2 protein-coding genes are annotated in these 2,560 nt (G+C 60.4%); both read right to left on the reverse strand.

What is annotated here, in order from left to right; genetic code table 11:
* The coding region (locus Q0C23_RS03110) for a PilZ domain-containing protein (protein WP_291510920.1) at window positions 1-1,191 on the reverse strand (1,191 nt) is incomplete at its 3' end.
* Between the two features lie 269 nt (window positions 1,192-1,460).
* On the reverse strand, window positions 1,461-2,560 hold a 1,100-nt coding region (locus Q0C23_RS03115; RefSeq protein ID WP_291510921.1), incomplete at its 5' end, for a porin.

Here is a 2,560-nt window from a genome sequence, read left to right on the forward strand (position 1 = left end):
CTCTGCAGATGGTTGCCACGTATTTTCGAATTGCAAGGATAATTCAGAATCTTGCTCCGGTTCCAGCAGCACGGCGGGGGTATCCGGCGCTGCCGTCGCCGTGGCGGAGAAGTTGACCTGATAGACACCTTGCATGGAAAGGCGAGCGGAGAGCACTCGCGCGGGCTGGCCGTTTTGACTGTCTTGATCCGATCCCGAATCGGCTTCCGACGGGTCCGAAGCCTTCCGATCCTGGACGGCCTCCCGCTCAGGGTGTGTCGGCGCTGCACCGGCACGGCGCAGTGCAAGGGTCGACGGCGTCGGCTCCTTCGGACCACTCGTCGTGGCGCGCGAAGCTTCCATGGGCTCCGCAGACTCCTGCGCTACGGGCGTGGTCGGAGGCTGCGCAGGCTCTGGAGCTACCGCGGTCGATACCCTCGGTAGGGGAGCAAAGATGGTAGCTGGTTGCGCTGATTCCTCGAGATTTGGAGATCGACTTGGGCCGAAACCGCCCAGACACCGATAGATGCGCTCGAGCTCTATCTGCTGTGTGCGCAACAGCTGGAAGCGCGCAGCGGCATAGACGCGGTGCTGCGCGTCGAGATTGGGCTCGGTGCGGACGATGACACCGGTGACCTCCCACGGACCGCAGGCCGCAAGGTCCATGATCATCAGGACCAGTTCGCCAGGCTGGAGATCGCCGATATCCGTGAGGAAACCGACACCGCCGGTGCTGAAATTGATGAGCCGAGTCTGCGCCGTCTTGCCATCGCGGCGACCCAGAACCATCCGATGATCCAGTGTCAGGCGGGTGCGGAAGCGCTTTTTGCGCCAGTACACCAGATGCGGCAAGGCCATCCGCACAAGATTACCGCCACCACCCATGATCTCCGCAAAGAAGGTGGAGATGTGGGTGTGACCGTCGACGAAGGCGAGAGCCTGGCCATCCAAGGCATCGGAGAGTTCCTGCACGGGCAGGAAAAAGAGTCCGGTATCCTCACAACGGGTAAAAAGATAACTCCGGCCATCGTCCTCGGGATCCGCGGAAAAGAGGATGGCATCGGCAGGAACATCCCGACAGAGATCCCGGGGCTCACGCAGGGCATACTTCTCCGTAGCTCCCAGAAAAACATTCTGGAAATCGACCAGATGTAGCCCGGCGCGACTCGGCAGGAAATCCCGCAGAGGCTGAAATTTCTGGTCCTCGACCATGGATTAGAGAGCGGCTCCACCCTGCGGCAGGGGAAGCGGCAGCCAGCGTGGATCCGCCTTCACGCCGACCGCGATGTTACGACCGAGGCACATATCTTCCCCACCTTGGTGAACGACAAAATTCTAGAAGGAATATAACCCAGCATCGACGACGACTCCAGTCGACGCCGGCAGAACAAGGGATGGGACAAAAGAAAACCGCTCCCCGTGGGGAGCGGCCTCGGGTGCTGGCGCACCCGGATTACACCCAACGCTTCTGTGCGAGCGCTTTAGAAGCCTGCCTGGAACTGCAGGGCCAGGGTGTTGTAGATGTAGCCGTTGACCGGAGCGACCTGGTGGGCGCGCCAGTAAGCGGTCTGCGTCGGTACCACGTAGTTCAACTGCACCTCCGCGGCGTGCGGATTGTTGGGGTTGACGTAGTAGTTCAGACCGATGGTGGTATTCGCCAGCGTGGCATCCTCTCCGGTCTGGTTGCTGACGTAGCGATACTTCTCGAAACGCACGGCAGGCTCAAGGTCCAACCAGTCAGGGGTAAGGGTCATCTCATGCAGGTTGGCCGCCAAAGCCACGTACCAATCCTGCGTGCGGGCGCCCTCGATACCGTTGGGACTGACATCGGCACTGTACTCGGCCATGTACTTCAGGCCCATCAAACCGCCGCGCGCACCCACGTTCCAAGCCGTGATGTTCTTGGAGGCGGCGAAACCACTGTACTTCTCGAAGTTGGAGGCATCGGCCCGAGCGCCAGAGATTTCGACGTTGAGAAGCGGATTGAGCTTATAACCCACCATACCGGCGAAGAGATAGTGACCGCTACCGTTGGACAGCACACCCCCCACCGTCGGCATGCCCACACCACTCTGCCCGGCACCGAAAGGACTAGACACGTTCCCGGAATTAAACGCGTTGTTGCCATTCAAGGAGTGGTTGTCGAAGACACCGAGCTTGTAGTAGAGGCCCGTGCCCATGACATCGGGACTGTGGAAGGCAGCACCCGCGCTCCGATTGGCGCCCAGGGACTGGTTCATGGAACGCTGGATGAACCACAGGTTATTGCCGCTGAACTGGGTGCGCTCCATGCCGACGGGCACGCGGAACTTACCCACCTCCAACTGCAAGGCCGGGATGAAGCCGAAGTTGATTTCCGCTTCCTGCACACCGGAACTGGATCCAGGGACTCCAGTCAGACCCAAGGTGGTGTTCAGGGGGCTGCTCAAATAGGCACCGTCCCACTTGTACTGGAAGTTATAGGTCACGCCGGGCACTGCCTCACCCTTCACGCCCAAACGGACACGGTGGGCGCCAAAGATAAGACCCTCGGGACCGTGGGTACCAAACTGATTACTGCCGGTGATCTGGGCATAGCCGT

This window comes from Acidithiobacillus sp. (genome assembly GCF_023256195.1).
Classification (GTDB): domain Bacteria; phylum Pseudomonadota; class Gammaproteobacteria; order Acidithiobacillales; family Acidithiobacillaceae; genus Acidithiobacillus_A.